Origin of the sequence: Altererythrobacter ishigakiensis (assembly GCF_001663155.1) — a bacterium.
Lineage (GTDB): Bacteria > Pseudomonadota > Alphaproteobacteria > Sphingomonadales > Sphingomonadaceae > Erythrobacter > Erythrobacter ishigakiensis.
On the sequence record NZ_CP015963.1, the window covers coordinates 42,665 to 58,383 of the forward strand.

General features: G+C 56.0%; 20 protein-coding genes and 1 tRNA gene. 15 read left to right on the top strand and 6 right to left on the bottom strand.

The features are described 5' to 3' along the window. The first annotated feature begins 15 nt into the window (after positions 1 to 15). Genes A6F69_RS00220 through A6F69_RS00235 form a run of 4 tightly spaced genes read left to right on the top strand, consistent with a single transcriptional unit; the run spans position 16 to position 1,939 of the window. Positions 16 to 249, top strand: a complete 234-nt coding sequence (locus A6F69_RS00220) for a hypothetical protein (protein ID WP_067596413.1) — start codon at positions 16 to 18, stop codon at positions 247 to 249. Positions 250 to 274: 25 nt separating this feature from the next. Then, entirely contained in the window at positions 275 to 682 is a 408-nt protein-coding gene (locus A6F69_RS00225; RefSeq protein ID WP_067596414.1) for a SufE family protein, read from the top strand. Between the two features lie 14 nt (positions 683 to 696). Continuing rightward, a complete protein-coding gene (locus tag A6F69_RS00230; protein ID WP_067596415.1) occupies positions 697 to 1,044 on the top strand; it encodes a YbaN family protein in 348 nt (115 codons plus the stop codon). After that, the gene (locus A6F69_RS00235; RefSeq protein WP_067596416.1) at positions 1,037 to 1,939 is read left to right on the top strand and encodes an NAD(P)H-binding protein; all 903 of its coding nucleotides are present in this window, start codon (positions 1,037 to 1,039) and stop codon (positions 1,937 to 1,939) included. Before A6F69_RS00230 ends, A6F69_RS00235 begins: the two co-directional genes overlap by 8 nt. A 2-nt stretch (positions 1,940 to 1,941) precedes the next feature. Here the strand turns inward: A6F69_RS00235 and A6F69_RS00240 are convergent, their stop codons facing one another. Genes A6F69_RS00240 through A6F69_RS00250 form a run of 3 tightly spaced genes read right to left on the bottom strand, consistent with a single transcriptional unit; the run spans position 1,942 to position 3,604 of the window. Further along, entirely contained in the window at positions 1,942 to 2,442 is a 501-nt protein-coding gene (locus A6F69_RS00240) for a sterol desaturase family protein (protein WP_067596417.1), read from the bottom strand. Then, complete coding sequence (locus A6F69_RS00245; RefSeq protein ID WP_067596418.1) at positions 2,439 to 3,173, bottom strand: fatty acid desaturase; 735 nt, start codon at positions 3,171 to 3,173, stop codon at positions 2,439 to 2,441. The genes A6F69_RS00240 and A6F69_RS00245 overlap by 4 nt, the downstream gene beginning before the upstream one ends. A 32-nt stretch (positions 3,174 to 3,205) precedes the next feature. Further along, positions 3,206 to 3,604 (bottom strand): acyl-CoA thioesterase, encoded by a 399-nt coding sequence (locus tag A6F69_RS00250; RefSeq protein WP_067596419.1) that lies wholly within the window; start codon positions 3,602 to 3,604, stop codon positions 3,206 to 3,208. Positions 3,605 to 3,720: 116 nt separating this feature from the next. Here A6F69_RS00250 and leuC point away from each other — a divergent pair, with 116 nt between their 5' ends. The 10 genes from leuC to A6F69_RS00300 all read left to right on the top strand — a co-directional run bounded on the left by leuC (position 3,721) and on the right by A6F69_RS00300 (position 11,061). Next, a complete protein-coding gene (gene leuC, locus A6F69_RS00255) occupies positions 3,721 to 5,151 on the top strand; it encodes a 3-isopropylmalate dehydratase large subunit (RefSeq protein ID WP_067596420.1) in 1,431 nt (476 codons plus the stop codon). 72 nt (positions 5,152 to 5,223) lie between these two features. Then, positions 5,224 to 6,306 carry a zinc ribbon domain-containing protein gene (locus A6F69_RS00260; protein WP_245638254.1) on the top strand — a complete coding sequence of 361 codons (1,083 nt, stop codon included), beginning with the start codon at positions 5,224 to 5,226 and terminating at the stop codon, positions 6,304 to 6,306. A gap of 55 nt (positions 6,307 to 6,361) precedes the next feature. Then, positions 6,362 to 6,508 (top strand): isopropylmalate isomerase, encoded by a 147-nt coding sequence (locus A6F69_RS00265; protein ID WP_067596421.1) that lies wholly within the window; start codon positions 6,362 to 6,364, stop codon positions 6,506 to 6,508. Between the two features lie 29 nt (positions 6,509 to 6,537). Beyond that, the gene (locus A6F69_RS00270; RefSeq protein ID WP_067596422.1) at positions 6,538 to 7,374 is read left to right on the top strand and encodes an N-acyl homoserine lactonase family protein; all 837 of its coding nucleotides are present in this window, start codon (positions 6,538 to 6,540) and stop codon (positions 7,372 to 7,374) included. Further along, positions 7,374 to 7,970 (top strand): 3-isopropylmalate dehydratase small subunit, encoded by a 597-nt coding sequence (leuD, locus tag A6F69_RS00275; RefSeq protein ID WP_067596423.1) that lies wholly within the window; start codon positions 7,374 to 7,376, stop codon positions 7,968 to 7,970. Before A6F69_RS00270 ends, leuD begins: the two co-directional genes overlap by 1 nt. A gap of 3 nt (positions 7,971 to 7,973) precedes the next feature. Further along, positions 7,974 to 8,972: an NADPH:quinone oxidoreductase family protein gene (locus A6F69_RS00280; RefSeq protein ID WP_067596424.1), complete on the top strand. Its 999-nt coding sequence runs from the start codon at positions 7,974 to 7,976 to the stop codon at positions 8,970 to 8,972. A gap of 87 nt (positions 8,973 to 9,059) precedes the next feature. Beyond that, the gene (locus A6F69_RS00285; protein ID WP_067596425.1) at positions 9,060 to 9,383 is read left to right on the top strand and encodes a DUF1476 domain-containing protein; all 324 of its coding nucleotides are present in this window, start codon (positions 9,060 to 9,062) and stop codon (positions 9,381 to 9,383) included. Positions 9,384 to 9,387: 4 nt separating this feature from the next. After that, positions 9,388 to 9,627: a BolA/IbaG family iron-sulfur metabolism protein gene (locus A6F69_RS00290; RefSeq protein WP_067596426.1), complete on the top strand. Its 240-nt coding sequence runs from the start codon at positions 9,388 to 9,390 to the stop codon at positions 9,625 to 9,627. A 32-nt stretch (positions 9,628 to 9,659) separates the two neighbouring features. Beyond that, complete coding sequence (gene grxD, locus A6F69_RS00295) at positions 9,660 to 9,992, top strand: Grx4 family monothiol glutaredoxin (RefSeq protein ID WP_067596427.1); 333 nt, start codon at positions 9,660 to 9,662, stop codon at positions 9,990 to 9,992. Positions 9,993 to 10,278: 286 nt separating this feature from the next. Beyond that, positions 10,279 to 11,061 (top strand): NUDIX hydrolase, encoded by a 783-nt coding sequence (locus tag A6F69_RS00300; RefSeq protein WP_067596428.1) that lies wholly within the window; start codon positions 10,279 to 10,281, stop codon positions 11,059 to 11,061. A 24-nt stretch (positions 11,062 to 11,085) separates the two neighbouring features. Here the strand turns inward: A6F69_RS00300 and A6F69_RS00305 are convergent. Next, positions 11,086 to 11,162 (bottom strand) — tRNA-Arg (locus A6F69_RS00305). A 61-nt stretch (positions 11,163 to 11,223) separates the two neighbouring features. Here A6F69_RS00305 and A6F69_RS00310 point away from each other — a divergent pair. Next, the gene (locus A6F69_RS00310; RefSeq protein ID WP_067596429.1) at positions 11,224 to 11,970 is read left to right on the top strand and encodes a queuosine precursor transporter; all 747 of its coding nucleotides are present in this window, start codon (positions 11,224 to 11,226) and stop codon (positions 11,968 to 11,970) included. A 3-nt stretch (positions 11,971 to 11,973) separates the two neighbouring features. Here the strand turns inward: A6F69_RS00310 and A6F69_RS00315 are convergent, their stop codons facing one another. Beyond that, entirely contained in the window at positions 11,974 to 13,536 is a 1,563-nt protein-coding gene (locus A6F69_RS00315; protein ID WP_067596430.1) for a Ppx/GppA family phosphatase, read from the bottom strand. Continuing rightward, the gene (locus tag A6F69_RS00320; RefSeq protein ID WP_067596431.1) at positions 13,533 to 15,686 is read right to left on the bottom strand and encodes an RNA degradosome polyphosphate kinase; all 2,154 of its coding nucleotides are present in this window, start codon (positions 15,684 to 15,686) and stop codon (positions 13,533 to 13,535) included. The genes A6F69_RS00315 and A6F69_RS00320 overlap by 4 nt, the downstream gene beginning before the upstream one ends. Between the last annotated feature and the right edge of the window lie 33 nt (positions 15,687 to 15,719).

The window sequence follows — 15,719 nt, forward strand, 5'->3', positions numbered from 1 at the left end:
GAGGACATGAGGGAAATGTTTGAACCAACTATGATCATCGCTGCGGCATCGCTAGTGGGCCTGTGTATAGTTGCATTTGCCCTGCTAAAGGCATGGCACAGCTGGTTGGCGCTTAAACAGCGCGAGCTCGAAAGTTCTTCTGGCGAGATTGAAGGCGGCGTAGGCAATAGTGCGGCCCGGATTGAGATTGCCGACCTGAAGGAGCGCATCAAGAAGCTGGAAGCCATCGCAAGCGGGGTGGATTTGTGAGCCAAAGCGCTTAAGTGCGCAATCTATGAGACCGCTTGACGATATCTACGAAGAATATGAATTCCTTGAAGGCGACGAACGTTACCGCCTTCTGATCGAGCTGGGCCGCGAGCTGGAACCGATGCCTGACGCGCTTAAAACCGATGCGACCTTGGTGCGCGGTTGTTCCGCCAGCGTATGGGTCTATCCCACCGACCGCGAAGGTAAACTACACTTCATGGCAGACAGCAATGCGGCGATCACCAAGGGGATCGTGGCTCTGGTCATTTCTGCAGTCCAAGACAAGCCGGCCAGCGAAGTAGCGCAATTGGATATTGCCGCAGCACTCGTGCCGTTTGACCTCAAGAACCAGCTGTCCTCCAATCGTACACAAGGTGTGCCAAACATGATCGCATTGGTGCGCGAGCACGCCGCACGGCTCGCCAATGCCTGATCGGGCGATCTGACATGCGCCCGCTTTATGCTGCGGGAGGGATAATCGCGACCGGCCTCGCTGCGATTGGCGCATTCTTGCCAATCATGCCTACAGTACCTTTCTTGCTGATCGCGGTGTTCTGCTTTGCCCGCAGCAATCCCGCCTGGGAGCAAAAGATACTGGATCATCCACATTGGGGCCCGCAGGTCCGTGATTGGCGAGAACGACGCGCGATCAACCGTCGCGCCAAGATTATGGCTGTGGGAGCATTGAGCGTGGGAGTGGGCTTCACCTGGCTCACATTGGGCACCCCTTGGGTCTTCTTGTCGCTTGCCATACTGGCAATCGGCGGCACGTGGATCTGGACTCGCAATGAGTAAACGCGTTGTTCTGTTCGGTGCCAGCGGCACGATAGGGAGAGCTGTAGGAAAAGAGCTGCGACTGGGCGGCCTCGACTTTGTTTGTGTCCTGCGAAGCTCCAGCAAAATGCCGGAGGATCTCGCTGAATACAGCGTCAAGCCTGACGCCCTTGCGGATGTATTTGAGCGCGAGGAATTCGATGTCGCGATCTCCTGCATGGCATCGCGCACCGGTACGCCAGAAGACGCCTGGAGGGTGGACTACCAAGCAAACAGCGACATACTGAAGGCTGCACAAACAAGCGGCGTAAAACATTTCATACTGTTGTCTGCAATCTGTGTGCAAAAGCCCAAACTGGCATTTCAACACGCCAAGCTCGCGTTCGAGAAGGAGCTGATCGAAAGCGGTCTCACGTACTCCATTGTACGCCCCACGGCTTTCTTCAAATCGCTGTCTGGTCAGATCGCACGCGTGAGATCAGGCAATCCCTATCTGCTGTTCGGCAATGGCGAGCTAACGCGTTGCAAGCCGATCAGTGATCGCGATCTGGCCCGCTTTGTCGTGGGCTGTATCAATGACCCGGAGCGCCGCAACCGCATCCTGCCTGTCGGTGGGCCGGGCCCTGCGATCACGCCTCTGCAGCAGGGTGAGGACTTGTTCCGGTTGACGGGACAAGAACCGCGCTATCGCCGCGTGCCCATTGCGCTGATGAATGTAATCATCGGTGCGCTCAGCCTTGCGGGCCTCGCATCAAAGCGCGCGGCCGCAAAGGCTGAATATGCCAAGATCGGTCGTTATTACGCGACGGAGAGCATGCTGGTTTGGGACGAGAAAACCGGACGGTATGACGAAGCGGCGACACCCGAATTCGGCACGGACACCTTATTCGAACACTACCGGAAAAAGCTTGGCTAGACTTAACTCAAATCTGCTTCACGCACCTTCGCAATGCCCGCCTTGCGCTGTTCTTTCAGCTCAGCCTTGAGCTTCACCGGATCACGCGCGAAAACAAAGCCGAAGCTGACCCCACCTTCCTTGCCGATTGTGGCGTGGTGTAGTTTGTGTGCCTGCACAAGCCGTTTGGCATAGCCTTTCTTAGGCACCCAGCGGAAATAACGTTGATGCACGAGCCCGTCGTGAACCAGTGTGTAGATCACGCCATAAAGCGTGATTCCCAGCGCAAACCACCATAGCGCATCCGAATAGAGCGCACCGTAAATATACATCGCGGCATTGATCGTGCCGAAGACGACAGCGAACAGGTCATTCTTTTCCAGGGTATTGTCATGCGGCTCATGATGGTCACGATGCCACTCCCAGCCCCAGCCGTGCATGATGTATTTGTGGGCATACCAGGCAAAGAATTCCATGCCGAGCAGCGCGGCCAAAACGATTGCGATGATTTCCCACCAGCTCATGCGGCTACTCCTGCACGCCGCGCGCCAGGCAATGCCCACCAGGGCACATCAGGACGGCGGTGATGTTCTAGATGATAGCCGAAATGGAAACAGCTGGCGAGGCTTGCCAGCGTGCTGAAATTGTCAGAGCGCGCATTGTGCCCGTCAGCGAACGACTCACCCAAATGACGATGCGGACGATAGGTGCCAAAGTAAAACAGCTGCAGAGATGACAGCAAAGCAGGCGCTCCATAAAGCAGGAATATCTGCATGAACGGGATGCCAAAAACGAAAAGATAAATGCCCACTACCATGTGGACGTAAAGTAAGGACTGCCAGCCGAAATACCGCTTGAAGAAGGTCCAGTACCATGCCCAGAAGTGCGTCGGATTAGCTGTGTCGAAATCAGGATCCCCATCTTTCCCGGTATGCTTGTGATGCGCGAAATGCGCGTCGCGTATCTTTCTCCACGCAAAGCCTGCATAGAGGAACAACAGGATTGCACCGAGTGCGGAATTAACTCTTTGCCAGCCGGGCGCGAGGGAACCATGCATCGCGTCATGGCATACGATGAAGACACCCACTGAGAGCCAGCATTGCAGCGTAGCCATCAGCAGGACCTGCGGCCAAGCTTGCCAGCTCAGCTCAAAAACGAACATCGCGTAGAAATGAATGCCCAGCCACGACCCTGCGATCAACGCCGCCAGCACAAGACCGAGGAGGCGTTGTGAATTTCGGGAAGGAAGTTTCATGGGATGCGACACGGTGGACGCCCTATAGGGCATTAGCCCTCAGGAAAAAAGAACTCGCGCAAATGCTCGCCAATCTTTGCCGGGCGCAAAGTCTGCGCGTCGATGCAGCACCAGCTGGATTGCACCTCAGCCAGCACTTCTTCACCGCGGCTGATGACTGTTTTGTAGAACGCGCGCGCGCCCTGAAAATGCTCAAGCACGGTTTGCGCAATTACATCATCTTCAAGGAATGCAGGCTTGCGATAGGTAATCTCATGCTTCAGCGCGACCCATGCCTTGCTCGCCACATCTTCTGCCGGGGCAAGCTTTTGCCAGTGCGCCAGAACCGCGTCCTGTACCCAATTCAAGTATCGCGCATTGTTCACGTGCCCCATGAAATCGATATCTTCAGGAAGGACTTTGATCGGAAAGGCAAAAGGCGTTGCTGACATGAGTGTCAGTTAATCACTTAAATCTTTCCTTTCCATGACTAATCATTTCGTGGAGTTCATCTGGCTTGCCAGTGTTGCCGATAGGCCGCTAATCGCATTGATAAGAGGACATCCCAATGGCTAGCAAACCCCGCACATTCTACGAAAAGATCTGGGACGCACACGTCGTCGAAACACGCGATGACGGGACGTCGCTGATCTACATTGATCGGCATCTGGTCCACGAAGTGACAAGCCCGCAGGCGTTTGAAGCACTGCGACTGCAGGGACGCAAAGTGCGCCGACCCGACCTGACGTTGGCTGTGCCGGACCACAATCTGCCAACGACCGCGCGTTTGGACAAAGACGGCAACAGGATCCCCATCGCAGACCCGATGAGCGCGCAGCAGCTAGCTGCCTTGGAGGCCAATGCGCCTGCTTTCGGTATCCGCTACATCGACGCGACAGCGGCTGCACAAGGCATCGTGCATGTGGTGGGGCCGGAGCAAGGCTTTTCACTACCTGGTACAACTATCGTGTGCGGGGATTCGCATACTGCCAGCCACGGTGGGATCGGCGCCCTTGCTTTCGGTATCGGCACCAGCGAAGTCGAGCATGTGCTGGCAACGCAGACACTGCAGCTTAAACGCTCGAAATCGATGGAAGTGCGGGTGGAGGGAGAGCTTGGTGCAGGGGTAACTGCCAAGGACTTGATCCTGCACATCATCGGTACAATTGGTGCGGCCGGTGGCACCGGATACGTCATCGAGTATCGCGGTCCCGTGTTCGAACAGATGAGCGTCGAAGAACGCCTCACTGTCTGCAACATGAGCATTGAGGCGGGCGCCCGCGCGGGCCTGATCGCGCCCGATGAAACTGTTTTCCGTTATCTCAAAGGGCGTCCGCTGGCGCCCAAGGGGGCGGAATGGGACGAAGCCGTTTCTTATTGGAAAACGCTGCACAGCGATGAAGGCGCTCAATTCGACAAGTCGGTCACAATCGACGCGAGCGAAGTGGAGCCAACCGTCACTTGGGGCACCAGCCCGGAAGATACCGTCGCAATTGGCGGCATTGTGCCCGATCCTGCCAGTTTCGCCGATCCGTCTAAACAGCAAGCAGCCGCCAAGAGCCTGGAGTATATGGGGCTGACGCCGGGGCAGCGGATCGAGGATATTCCGGTCGAAAACATCTTCATTGGGAGCTGCACGAATAGCCGGATCGAGGACTTGCGCGCCGCCGCCAAAATACTGGAAGGCCGCACAAAGGCAGACAATGTCAAGTGGGCCATTGTCGTGCCCGGGTCCGGTCTGGTGAAAGCGATGGCCGAAGACGAGGGATTGGATCGGATTTTCAGGGACGCTGGCTTTGAATGGCGCGAGCCGGGTTGCTCGGCCTGCCTGGGAATGAATCCTGACAAGGTTCCACCGGGTGAGCGCTGTGCCTCAACCAGCAACCGTAACTTTGTCGGCCGCCAAGGTCCCGGCGCGCGCACGCACCTTGTTTCACCAGCAATGGCAGCTGCGGCAGCCGTTGCCGGACATCTCACCGATGTGCGAAAATTCGATTAAGTGAATGGCCCCGTCATTGAAGGGATGCGATTCCACTTGCAGTAGGGCTGGCCATTAGGAAGGATCAGTGAGATGGATGTGATGAAAGGAATTCGGGTTCCGGAAAGGCTCTACAAGGGCGTATTGTGGCTCATTTCCATTGTTTTCGCTGCCTTCCTCGTTGGTTTTGGCAACCTGGTCATTGGCGATCTTCCTCAAGTCGAAACCCGCATCGAGCGCAGCGATTTCGTTGAAACGCCAGAAGTCACGCAACTTCGCAGTGAATTGTCCAGCGTCAACGGAGAGCGAGCAGCGATCAACGACCGGCTTGATCTTATCCGGATTCAGCAGCGGCAAGCTGCATCAGAGACCCAATCGGCCAAACAGACATTCGAAGCATGGATAAAGACGCGCACGGCTACAACGGATCCCACGCAAGACCCCGAGGTCATTCGCAGAACCAGAGAACTCGAACAGCTTCAACAGAACGAACGCTCGATTAACAATTCAGTCAGCGAACTTGAGTCGGGGCTGACCGAACTCGAGCAAAAGTCCAACGCAATCTACGACGAACTCTCCGAAGCCGAACTAACCGGCATCCCCGCGTTCGAACGAGCGCAGTTTTGGCAAGAGTTGCGCATCTTTGCGCTGCGCCTTTTGATTACCCTGCCGATGTTAGGCTTTGCCGCCTGGCTTGTGGCGAAACGGCGCAAGGGAGACTACTGGCCGATCTCGCGCGGATTTGTTCTGGCAGCTGTTTTCGTCTTCTTCGTCGAGCTTGTTCCCTATCTGCCAAGCTACGGCGGTTATGTCCGTTACGGGGTGGGTATAATCCTGACCTTTGCGGCAGGACATTTTCTTATCAAGAACATGCGGCAATATCTCGCCAAGCGGCAAGAGGTTGAACAAAAGGCCGAGGAAGAGCGCCGCAAGCTCGTCTCACACGATGAAGCATTCAAGAAAATGTCATCCAATGTATGTCCTGGCTGTGATCGCCCCATCGCAAAGATGGAAGGAACAGAGACGAACTTCTGCGTCCATTGCGGTATGACATTGTTCGATACATGCAAATCTTGCGATACGCGCAAGATGGCTTTCTTTCGTTTTTGTATGAAATGTGGAACAGTCGCACAGGATGAGCCGAGCGCCGCGCCCTCCGCGCAGCCAGCTTCATAGCTCTGCGTTCGTTTCCAGTCTTGTTAAGTTCACGCCCCAGCCCCAAGAAGAAACTATGACTAAGAAAACCAAAGCCGCCATCGGCGCAGCAGCCATCGGTTCCGCCGCAATTGCCGCAGCTCTTCTTTATGCCAACAAACGCAAGAAGAAGGACGAACCGAAACCTACAATCCCTTCTGGCGAGAAGCCCGAAACAGACTGAAGACACCGGTGCAGAGAGGAGAATGACGCATGAAGAAATTACTACCGATACTCGCTGCTCTGTCTCTTTCGTCGCCGATTGCCGCTGAAGACGATGCAGTCGTTGAAATGTGGCGGCTCGATTGCGGCACGCTCCAAGTCAGCGATGTCGCGCCTTTCTCCGATGCCCACCTCTATGACGGTGATGAAAGAACGCTTGTCGTCAGCTGCTATCTCATTCGCAACGGTGACACTTACCTGTTGTGGGACGCCGGTTTATCAAAGGAACTGGTCGGGACGAGCTATACCGAAGGCGTCTTTACCGCTTCGGTAGAGCGTTCGATTGTTGACCAGTTGAGTGACCTCGGACTGGAACCTTCCCAGATCGATTACGCAGCTGTCAGTCATTATCATTTCGACCATACGAGCCAGCTCGCAGATTTCCCGGAAGCGACCCTTTTGATCGGAGCTGCGGATTGGGAAGCGGTCAAAGCTGCCGAAGGTCCCAATCCACTGATTGATCCGCGCCCCTTTGCTCCATGGCTTGACAACGACGCCGCTGTGGTAACCGCGATTGCACAGGATCATGACGTGTTTGGAGACGGCTTAGTCCAGATGAAGGCGATGCCGGGACATACGCCGGGTCACACCAGCCTTCTGGTAAGATTGCCTGAAACAGGGGACGTCTTGCTCACCGGAGACCTCTACCATTTCGAGGAGCAAGTGACCAATCGCGGAGTTCCGCAATTCAACACTGATCGAGCTGACACATTGGCCTCGATGGATCGCTTTGACGCTATTGCCAAGTCACTTGATGCAACGGTGATCATCCAGCACGACTCGCGTCATCTTGATCGATTGCCGTCATTTCCGGAGTCAGCCAAATAATGGAGAAAGTCCGCGAAATCGAAGGGCGCGCATACCCCTATGGCGCGAAGAACGTTGATACGGACGTCATCATTCCCGCGGAATGGCTTAAAACCATCACGCGTGAAGGATTGGGCAAGGGCGCATTTGAAAGCGTGCGTGCGCAGCCTAACAACGTCTTCGATGACGAGCGTTATGCCGGTTCTCCGATCCTGATCGCAGGCGACAATTTCGGCTGCGGTTCCAGCCGCGAACACGCCGCATGGGCGCTGGGCGACCTAGGCATCAAAGCGGTGATTGCGCCGAGTTTCTCCGACATCTTCTCAGGAAATGCGTTCAAGAACGGAATCCTGACTGTGGTTCTGCCGCAGGAAGCCGTCGACCGCCTGCTGGAAGTTGCAGAGACAGACGAAATCACCATCGATCTGGAAAGCCAGACCGTGACCACTCCATTTCAGGATCGATTTACATTCGAGATCGATCCGTTTCGCAAGCAATGCTTGATGGAAGGGCTGGATGAGATTGGGCTGACACTGGCCCGCGATGCAGCCATCGCAAATTACGAACAACGCCGGGGTGCGCAGATGCCCTGGATCGAGAGAGGAACAGAGGTTTAAGACATGAAGGCACTCAGAACGCATGACGTAGGCGGCCCCGAAACACTCACGCTGGACGAAGTCGAGGTTCCGACGCCGGGCAAGGGCGAAGTGCTGGTCGATGTGAAGGCCTGCGCGATCAACTATCCCGACACGCTGATGATCCGTGACCTTTACCAGTTCAGGCCTGAACGCCCTTACTCCCCGGGAGGCGAAATCGCCGGAGTGATCGAGGCCGTGGGCGAAGGCGTGGAAGGCTATTCCGTAGGCGACAATGTCATGGCCGGGATCGGCAATGGCGGACTGGCCGAAAAGGTCGTGGTGCCTGCTGGCCGCATGTTCCCCATCCCCGATGGCGTCGCGTTCGATAAGGCCGCGAGCCTGTTGATGACGTACGGCACGACAATTCATGGCCTGAAAGATCGGGGACACATCAAGGAAGGTGACACTGTTCTGGTTCTGGGCGCGGCAGGCGGCGTTGGCCTATCTGCGGTCGAGTTGGCCAAGGCATTTGGTGCGCGCGTCGTAGCGGCGGTATCCTCTGAAGAAAAAGGCGAGGTTGCCAAGAACGCTGGTGCCGATGAGGTCGTAATCTATCCTAAGACCGAGATGGACAAGGCCGCATCGAAGGAGCTCGCCAATGCGTTCAAGGCGGCTTGTGGTCCGGAAGGCGCCAACATCGTCTATGACATTGTTGGCGGACAATATTCGGAGCCTGCGCTGCGCTCTATCGCATGGGAAGGCAAATTCCTGGTGGTTGGCTTCCCCGCCGGCATCGCCAAGATGCCGCTCAACCTGACGCTGCTGAAAAGCTGCGACATTGCTGGTGTCTTCTGGGGCGCATTCACTGCGCGTGAACCGGTGAAATTCCGCCAGCAAGTGGAAGAGCTGTTCCAGATGATGAAGGACGGCAAGATCGATCCATTGGTTTCAGAGACATTCCCGCTTGAGCGCGGCGGTGATGCAATCGCCAAGCTTGAAAACCGGCAAGCCGTGGGCAAGCTTGTTGTGACGATGGATTAGTGAGGTTTGGGGATCGAACGCGCTTGTAGCAACGACCAGCGCGCCCTATTCTATCACTAGACAAGATTTCCCAAGGGGACTGATCAGATGACCGATTTTAAAGACCGCGAACGCGCTGAAGAAGCCAAGTTCGCAATGGATGAAGACACCGCTTTCCGTGTCGCAGCGCGCCGCAACCGCTTGCTGGGTGAATGGGCCGCTGGCCTGATGGGTCTGACCGAAGAAGAAACAGATGCTTACAAGAAAGCAGTCGTACAGGCTGACTTCGAAGAAGCAGGCGATGAAGATGTTATCCGCAAGCTTCTGGGCGATCTGACAGCGGCGGAAACTGATATCAGCGAAGCAGACATTCGTGCGAAGCTGGAAGAATGCTCGGTTGAAGCACGTCGTCAATTGATGGGCGAGAGCTGATCACATGCCGATGTCGGCGACCGAAATCGAAGACATGATCACCGCCGCGCTTCCTGGCGCAATGGTCGAGATGACTGACCTTGCTGGAGATAATGATCACTGGGCAGCGAAGGTCACCGCGCCGCAATTCGCAGGCAAGAACCGCGTTCAGCAGCACAAAATGGTCTACGAAGCCTTAGGCGGTCGCATGGGCGGAGTGCTGCATGCCTTGCAACTAACGACTGCAGTTCCCACCTCTGACTGAGCAAGAAATTCAACTTCCAGGTTTGAACCACCATGTCTGACACTGACGCACGCATTTCGACTCTCGTTAATGACAACGACGTTGTCCTGTTCATGAAAGGGACCCCGCTGTTCCCACAATGCGGCTTTTCCAGCCGTGCTGTTGCCATCCTTGATCACTGCGGCATCGCGTATGAAAGCGTCGATGTGCTGCAGGACATGGAAATCCGCCAAGGTATCAAGAGCTTCTCTGACTGGCCCACCATCCCGCAACTTTACGTCAAGGGCGAGTTCCTGGGCGGAAGCGACATCATGATGGAAATGTTTGAAGCGGGCGAGCTACAACAGCTGCTCGATGAAAAGCAGGTTGCAAAAGCCGAAGGCTGACTTCGCCAAATATTTCGGCAAAAGAAAAAGCCGCCCCGGGGTACCAGTGGGGCGGCTATTCTTTGTCGGGGAGGTTAGCCGGGGAGACGGCGGCGTCACCTCATTGCGAAGACTGACTTCTTCACGAAAACCGATGCAGCAAGCGTGCCAGTTTCTAGGAACAGCGCACTTCTGCGCCTCTCGATGGTTGCCAATTCCTTACTTGAAACGCGAGTGTCAGATTTTCCGACAGCTTGGCGATTTTGCTGGGTGGCAATTGCGCTCCGCAATGCGCATAAGACCGCCGATGAGCACACCAGACACCCAAGCGCCTGAGGGCATACCGGCTGCCACCGTCGTCATTTTCCGCAATGGGCCCGATGACGGTCCACCCGAAATATTGATGACGATCCGGTCGCGCGAAATGGTGTTCGCAGGCGGCATGGCAGTATTTCCCGGCGGTCGGGTTGATCCGGCTGATTTTGAGCTTGGTGCAATGATGGGTGGGCCGCTGGAGCCTGATGAAGCTGCGCATCAGATCGCTGTTGTTCGTGAAACTCTGGAAGAGACTGGCCTTGTCATCGGGTTATCCGGTGAAATCGACGCCAGCAAAGCGCAGGCTGCGCGCCACTTCCTCCAGGAAACAGGTGAGCTTGCGCCAGTGCTCGAGCATTTTGGGTGGGAATTGGACCTAGCACAGCTTACGCCGTTTGCGCGCTGGTATCCCAAGAACGAGCGTATCCCACGGGTTTATGACACGCGGTTCTACCTCGCCAATCTGGGCACGGGAGCGGTCGATATTGCAGCAGACTTGTCGGAGAACACGCATTTGTTCTGGACCAGCGCGCAAGGCGCATTGGACGCAGCAGAGAAGGGTGACATCAAGGTCATTTTTCCGACCCGCCGTAATCTGGAACGGCTCGCACTGTTCAGCACCTTCGAAGAGGCCAAGGCCCAGGCTGAGGCGATCCCCGTACGCACAATCACGCCGTTCATGGAAGATATGGAAGGCAAGACATGGCTCCAGATCGGCGAAGATCTCGGTTACCCCGTGACCGGAGAGCCGCTGGACAGCGTAATGCGGGGCTAATCGACCATTGAACCATTAAATTTCTGGCGCGCCCGGCAGGACTCGAACCTGCTGCCTCAAGATTAGAAGTCTCGCGCTCTATCCAGATGAGCTACGGGCGCGCGCCGAATTCGCCAATAGCGTGCTTTCGCATTGGTTCAAATGGCGTTAGGCCCTCAAAGCATGGAAAAACCGTCTACGCCTGTCGCTACATCCGACGCGCCACAAAGCTTTCGCTATTACGATCTGGTGATGGCCGCCTTTGTTGCGATCTTGCTGCTATCCAACCTTATAGGCGCCAGCAAGCCGAGCTACATCCCGCTACCGGGCGGAGAGACGTGGATCTTTGGTGCAGGCGTCCTGTTCTTCCCGATCAGCTACATCATCGGCGACGTATTGACCGAGGTCTACGGCTATGCGCGCGCGCGCCGGGTAATCTGGACGGGCTTTGCCGCACTGTTGTTCATGGCCTTCATGGCGTGGGTTGTGGTTTCGCTGCCTCCAGCAGACGGATGGCCATTCCAAAGCGATTATGAGAACGTCTTTGGCAATAGCTGGCGGATCGTACTTGCTTCGATGACCGCGTTCTGGGTCGGCGAGTTCGCCAATTCCTATGTGCTCGCAAAAATGAAGGTTTGGACTCAAGGCCGCTTCTTGTGGATGCGCACGATCGGGTCGACCGTGGTGGGTCAGGGTCTCGACAGCCTGATATTCTATCCGCTCGCGTTCTGGGGCATCGCTGGCTGGCCACCCGAAACACTGGTTCAAGTCGTCGTTTCGCAATGGCTGATCAAGACCGCGTGGGAGGCGCTGCTGACGCCGTTCACCTATCTTGTGATCAATGCGCTGAAACGCCGTGAAGGGATCGATCTTTACGATACAGAGACGGATTTCTCACCATTTGCGACTACTGAGAAAGGCGACGCCTAGCGTCTATTGCGCCGCGTCGAGCAAATCATCCGGTTCACTCTCCCACACTGCGTCCTCCGGCACGATTTCGACAACCGGCTCCAGATTGAACCGGTCTGACAACAGTTTGAGATCTTTCTCGACCGGCACGCCGTAAAGATCTTGATGACTTTCCTGCAGACGAAGGATCAAGCGATCTTCGTCGCGTAGCAGACGGCTGATCTGAAATGATTTGGGCGCACGCGCACCTATCCGGCGAGCCAAGCGAATGCCGAGGCCCCAATTGATCGCTTCGTCGAGCGCTTCAGGTGGTGCAAGCTTCTTTAGCTCTCTGGGTAGATCCAGCACATTGCCATTCGCTGAAAGCGTCGCGGCCATCATCGCTCGTCCTTCAGCGTCAAGCGCCAGCCAACGTTTGTGAAGTGCCCAGTCCATCCCAATATTGAGCCGCAGATTGGGTTCAATCTGCATTCCAGCCAGCGCCAGCATGGTCGCTGCCAAGCGTACCCGTTCGCTTCCTGTATCTCCGGTAGGCACGGCTGCAGAAGTCCATCCCGCGATACGAGTTGCCAACTGTGGTGGTGCGCCGCGCGAAGCCGCGAAATGCGAAACGCCGGCCAACAGCGGGTCTTGCGCGCGCTTGTGATCCTCTAGGCGAGAATAGAGCAGCCCTTCCCGAAGCCCCCAGGATGAGAAGACAACTGTTTCTGGTTCGAGCGTGCGCAAGAGCGATTGAAGCAAAACAGCTGCATCGGGAAGGATCGCTGCGCGCATCGAGGTAAGCCGCGGGATTTGCTTAAGCTTGTCAACATCTTCCTGTGCAAGCTTACGGGCCAGCGACAGCACTTCCTTTCGCGTAAGTTCCAAGGCATGCGGGTCAGTAAGCGGGAATTTCTGAATATGCATGGCGTAAACTGCCATTGCACGCCATGTTCCGCCCACCAAATAAAGCGGTCCAGTCATCGCGTTGCTCCAACCACTGGCTTTGAGCTTTTTGGAGAGACGCTGACGCATTGGGAGCACCCCCTCATCGCCCTCCTCGCGGTATTCGCGCAATCGCAATGTGCCGAGCGGGAAGGTAGTTGCGCCTTCGCTCTCGCCATCAAGAATACGGACCAGTTCGAGACTTCCCCCGCCAAGGTCAGCAACGCAGCCTGCTGCCCCGGGAAAGGCGCCGATCACACCCTGAGCGCTGACTTTTGCCTCTTCTTCGCCAGCAAGCAGTCGCGGTTCAAACCCCAGTTCTCGCACCATTCCAAGGAACTCGGGTCCGTTTTCCGCATCGCGGGAGGCCGCGGTAGCGACCGTTTCAACGTCCTCAACGCCGAGCTCGCGCAAAAGCAGAGCGAACCTCTTGAGCCCGCGCATGGCAAGATCGATCGAGTCCTGCGGCAATCTGCCCGTTGAGTTGATCTCGCGGCCCAACTGCGCGACCACTTTTTCATTAAGCAAGGTTGTAGGCGCACGCATTGTGCCGCCATAGACAACCATACGCACGGTGTTTGAACCGATGTCGATAATCGCACGCTCAGCGGTACTGCCAGAGAAACTGCCGGCACGGTCCCGCCGTTTGCGTGGCAAGTTCACGCCTCACGCCCTTTGCGCAAGGAAAGCTTCGGCACAGCGTCAGGGTCAAGCGCGTCACCACGCCCGGAAAGAGATGGGTTGGTCATGAAATAGTGATGACAATTAAATAGCTTATCACTTAATCCAGCCCGCTGGTAGTGACCATCTTCGCCAAGCAGCCAGCTCTGTTCGTTGTCCAACATATTCGCGAGCAAGACCTGTTGAAGTACCTGATCATGCACTGTCCGATTACGTATCGGAATCAGCGTCTCCACCCGACGATCCAGGTTGCGTTCCATAAGATCTGCCGAAGAAATATATAGCTTTGCTTCTCCGCTGGGCATTGGATGCCCATTGGCGAAGGCATAAATCCGGCCGTGTTCAAGGAAACGCCCGATGATCGATTTGACTCGGATGTTCTCACTTACGCCACGGATGCCGGGGCGCAGACAGCAAATGCCACGCACGACCAAATCAATCTCGACACCAGCTTGGCTTGCTTCATAAAGCTTGTCGATCATCTGCTGGTCGGTGATCTGATTGCACTTACCCCAAATCGCCGCAGGCTTGCCTTCGCGCGCATTCGCGATTTCGGCATCAATCTCCGCGTAAAGGTGATCTCGCAACTGGATCGGTGAAATGATCAGCGCTTCCGTGCTACGCGGCTCGACATAACCACTGACGAAGTTGAACAGCTTGGCGGCATCACGGCCAAATTCGGGCGCGGCTGTAAAGAAGCTCAGATCAGTGTAAGTGCGTGTTGTGACAGGGTGATAATTCCCAGTGCCAAAGTGGCAATAGGTGCGGAACCCCTCTTCCTCGCGCCGCACCACCATCGCCACCTTTGCGTGCGTTTTCCAGTCAACAAAGCCATAGATGACCTGCACACCGGCGCGCTCAAGCTTGCTGGCCCACATCAGGTTCTGCTCTTCGTCGAACCGGGCCTTGATCTCGACAACGGCGGTGACAGACTTGCCTTCCTCAGCAGCAGCAATCAGCGCGCTGATAATCGCGGATTGATTACCCGCACGATAAAGCGTCTGCTTGATCGCCACCACGTCAGGGTCCGCCGCGGCCTGACGGATGAAATCGACCACCACTTCAAAACTTTCGTAAGGGTGATGAATGATGATGTCTTTCTCACGGATCGCAGCGAAGCAGTCGCCATCATGCTCACGTATCCGTTCCGGGTAGCGGGGATTATAGCTTTCAAATTTCAGCTCTGGCCGGTCAGCAGCGACGATTTCGCTCAATGCGCTCATCCCGATAATGCCATCGGTCTTCATAACCATCGCGTCGGAAACGCCCAGCTGCTCCAGCAGCACTTGCTCTGCAATCGGGTCGAAGTCCTCTTCCAATTCAAGCTGGATAACGCGGCCCCTGCGGCGGCGTTGGATCGCGCTGCGGAACGTGCGGACCAGATCCTCGGCCTCCTCTTCGATCTCGATATCGCTGTCACGAAGCACCCGGAAAAGCCCGTCACCTTCAATCTTGAAGCCGGGAAAAACATGATCTGCGAAGCGGCAGATCAAACTGGCGACAGAGATATACAGCGCTTCGTCACCCGGGACGCGGACAAAACGCGGCATGGCTGGCGGGATCAGGATCATCTCGATGACCTGTTCCTGATCGGCCTCTCGCGTCAGCGTGAACAGCAAGCCAAGCCCGCCGTTGTTCACAAAAGGAAATGGATGCGCCGGATCAAGAGCTTGCGGTGTTATGACCGGCAAGATCTCCTCAAGGAAATGCTCCTCCAGCCAGCCGATTGCTTCGGGCTTGATGCGGTGTTCATCCGCGACATGGATACCGGAATAAGAAAGTTGATCGTGAAGTTCGCGCCAGATCTCTTCTTGCGTCAGCGATAACCGTGCAACACGTTCGCGCACAGCGGCAAGCTGCTGTGCTGGTGTGCTACCATCGATTGAAAGCCGCTCAATCCCGCGCTGGACCTGTCCCGCAAGGCCAGCGACGCGGATCATGACGAACTCATCCAGATTGCTGCCTGAAATCGCCAGAAACCTTAGTCGCTCCAGCAGGGGATAGTTTGCGTTCCTTGCCTCTGCCAGAACGCGCTCATTGAACGCAAGCCAGCTTAGCTCGCGGTTGAAATAGGGTATTTCGCTCGGGCTCGCCGCAAGATTGTCGTTAAAGCTGATCGGATTGCTGGCCATGATAGAGTTATCCTAACTCGCGGCATCGATAAT